The organism is Acidocella sp. C78, assembly GCF_907164655.1.
In genome coordinates this window covers 1-2,998 of sequence record NZ_CAJQZK010000110.1, presented here as the reverse complement: position 1 = coordinate 2,998, position 2,998 = coordinate 1, and the positions used below count along the sequence as shown (strand labels likewise).

At 68.4% G+C, this 2,998-nt stretch carries 1 protein-coding gene and 1 pseudogene; one reads left to right on the top strand and one right to left on the bottom strand.

Annotation, left to right across the window (positions count from 1 at the left end):
* Positions 1 to 11: 11 nt before the first annotated feature.
* A pseudogene (locus ACIDOCELLA78_RS96730) lies at positions 12 to 517 on the top strand (relaxase domain-containing protein).
* On the opposite strand, the gene mobF reads toward ACIDOCELLA78_RS96730, so the two are convergent.
* Positions 451 to 2,998 (bottom strand): MobF family relaxase (gene mobF / locus ACIDOCELLA78_RS96725; protein ID WP_249676896.1); only part of this gene is annotated, 2,548 nt, incomplete at its 5' end. The pseudogene ACIDOCELLA78_RS96730 and the gene mobF overlap by 67 nt on opposite strands.

Sequence of the window (2,998 nt, the reverse complement as noted above, 5' to 3'; positions counted from 1 at the left end):
GATGCGGCCGATTGGCGGAACGCGGTGAACGCTCGAAAACCCCGATCGGCTACGTTGATTTTACCTTCTCGGCCGACAAGACGATTTCGTTGGCATGGGCTTTCGCGCCGACCGAGGCGGAGCGCAACCAGCTTGCCCAGGCGCACAAGGATGCGGTGGCCGCGACCATGGCCGAGATCGAGCAGGTCATTGGCCAGGCGCGAAAGGGCAAAGGCGCAAGGAAGGCACCGAGCAGGGCCGCATCGGGTGGATCACCTTTGACCACTATACCGCCCGCCCCACCCTCGAAATCGCCCGCGAGACAGCGGACGGCCGCACGGAAACCGAGATCGTCTCCGTGAAAGTGGCCGGTGATCCGCAGTTGCATACGCATGTCGCGGTGCCGAATGTCATCGTCACTGAGAGCGGCCGGGTCGTGTCCCTGAACACGTTGCAGATGCACGGCCGCATTCATGAATGGGGGCGATCTACCAGGCCCATCTCGCCCAGAATCTCCGGCGGGCGGGAGCCAGTATAGAATTGGACCGAACCACCGGCGCGGCGCGGCTCAGCGCCGTGCCGGAGGAGATCCGGGCGGCGTTCAGTAAGCGGACCCGCGGCCTTGGCACTGCGGCTCGCAAAGGCGCCGCCTTTCAGCAGCTTGATCCGTTCGTCGCCGGTCATGCGATCCCACTCCGCGCCCACCGAGGCGGCATAGGCTTTCGCGTCGGAAAGGGCATCGCGGGTCCGCTTACTGAACGCCGCCCGGATCTCCTCCGGCACGGCGCTGAGCCGCGCCGCGCCGGTGGTTCGGTCCAATTCTATACTGGCTCCCGCCCGCCGGAGATTCTGGGCGAGATGGGCCTGGTAGATCGCCCCCCATTCATGAATGCGGCCGTGCATCTGCAACGTGTTCAGGGACACGACCCGGCCGCTCTCAGTGACGATGACATTCGGCACCGCGACATGCGTATGCAACTGCGGATCACCGGCCACTTTCACGGAGACGATCTCGGTTTCCGTGCGGCCGTCCGCTGTCTCGCGGGCGATTTCGAGGGTGGGGCGGGCGGTATAGTGGTCAAAGGTGATCCACCCGATGCGGCCCTGCTCGGTGCCTTCCTTGCCGCCTTTGCCCTTTCGCGCCTGGCCAATGACCTGCTCGATCTCGGCCATGGTCGCGGCCACCGCATCCTTGTGCGCCTGGGCAAGCTGGTTGCGCTCCGCCTCGGTCGGCGCGAAAGCCCATGCCAACGAAATCGTCTTGTCGGCCGAGAAGGTAAAATCAACGTAGCCGATCGGGGTTTTCGAGCGGTTCACCGCGTTCCGCCAATCGGCCGCATCCAGCGCCGTGCCATCCGCCCGCTTGCCATCAAGGATGTTGGCCCGCTCGATCTCGGAAAGGCCGTTTCCGTCCTTGGCCCCTAGCGCCTTGTAGAGCCGCACAAGCTCGGGATGGGAGGCAGGCTGGTTCTGTTCGGCCTCTTGGGCCGGCGGACCATCCGGCGCCGCGCTGGGAGAGGCGGGCGCCAGCTTAGCCTCGATCCGCGCCCGGTCGGCCGCACTCGACGCCTCGGCCGCCGCAAGCGCCTGCCGCAAACCGGCGGCTCCGCCCGCGCGCAAGGCATCGGCCCAGTCGGCGCCCTTCGCCCCGCCCGCAACATCAGCCGGTGGCTCAAGATAGACCGCCTCGCCGCCATTGGCCTCGATCAGCGCCGCCGCCTTGGCAGCCGCCTTCTGCCCGGCCTCGCCAACATCACGGCCATTATGGAGGCGGGCATTATCGCGATCGGCCAGCAGCGCAACCGGCGTCGAGCCGGTGAACTGTCCGGCCCAGGCCACCAGGCCGCCGGCATTGTACCCGACAACACCAGCCTGCCGCGTTGCCTGCACCACGCTGGCGACGGTCTCGAAGCCTTCACCGGCAACGCGCGCCTGCTCATGACCACCGATCGGCACCGCCGCGCCAGCAGGCGGATGCAGCAGCCAGGCCCCCGAGGCGCCCAGCATCCGGCGGCCGATTTTTGCTCCGCCCTCGGTCAGATAGGTGCGCTGCACGCCGGTCAGCCGCACCCGGCCGTCCTCATCCTGGCCGAACATCGGCGTCAGCATCACCACCGCCGCCCCAGCCGCCACTTCCGTCGAATCATAGTTCGGATGCGGACGAACCAGCCGCACATGGCTCATCAGCCAATCGGCATCGAGGCCGCGCCCGCTGAGATAGGCACGGGCTGACGCCCGCATGCCTTCGGCCTCTTCCACGCGCGCCTCATGCGCCGCCCGCTGCCGCAATTTCTGCCCCACGGACCCGCGCAAATTCGGCTCACGCAATTCACCAGCACCCGGAATCGCCTCATCCCAGAGTTTCCCGGCGATGCTCTTGCGAAAGGCATTGCGCCGCACCTCGGCCTCGCGCGCTGCCTTGGCCGCCTCGGGGTCCATCTCCACCGCCTCGGCTTTGACGCCCAGCCGTCTCACCAGGCTCTCGAACCGCCCGCCTTCGCTGGCGGCAAAGTCGGTCCATTGGCCGGTGGTGGCATTGACCGAAACCGTCCAGCTATCCACCCCGCGCCAGGTCGCTTGCAGGCGCAACCGGCCGCCGCTGGTCCGGTAGGGCACACCGGCGGCATCAAGCGCCGCCGCAACATCGATCGCCCGGGGTTCCGCTGGCCTCTCCTCGGCCGCCGGGCCAGGCGGCGGCACCGCAGGTTCACCGCCCCGCGCAACATCCGCCTGCCAGTCGGCCGCCAGCGCCGCATCACGATCATATGCGGCCGCCTCCTCCATCGGGGGCGGGGCAAAATCATCCGGCCAGGGCGGCGGGCCGTCTGGCGCGTGCCCCAGCTCGCCAAGCGCCGCCGCTTCGGCGGCAAGGGCTGCGTCGCGGTCCTCCGTCTCGTCCGCCTCGGGCACTGCCGGCGCCGCGTCCTGCGCACGGGTTGAAGGCGGCGCCTCCACGGGCGCGGCCGGCAGATCGGACCCGTCAGCCCGTTTGCCGGCAAGCAGGTTTTCCAGCTCCGCG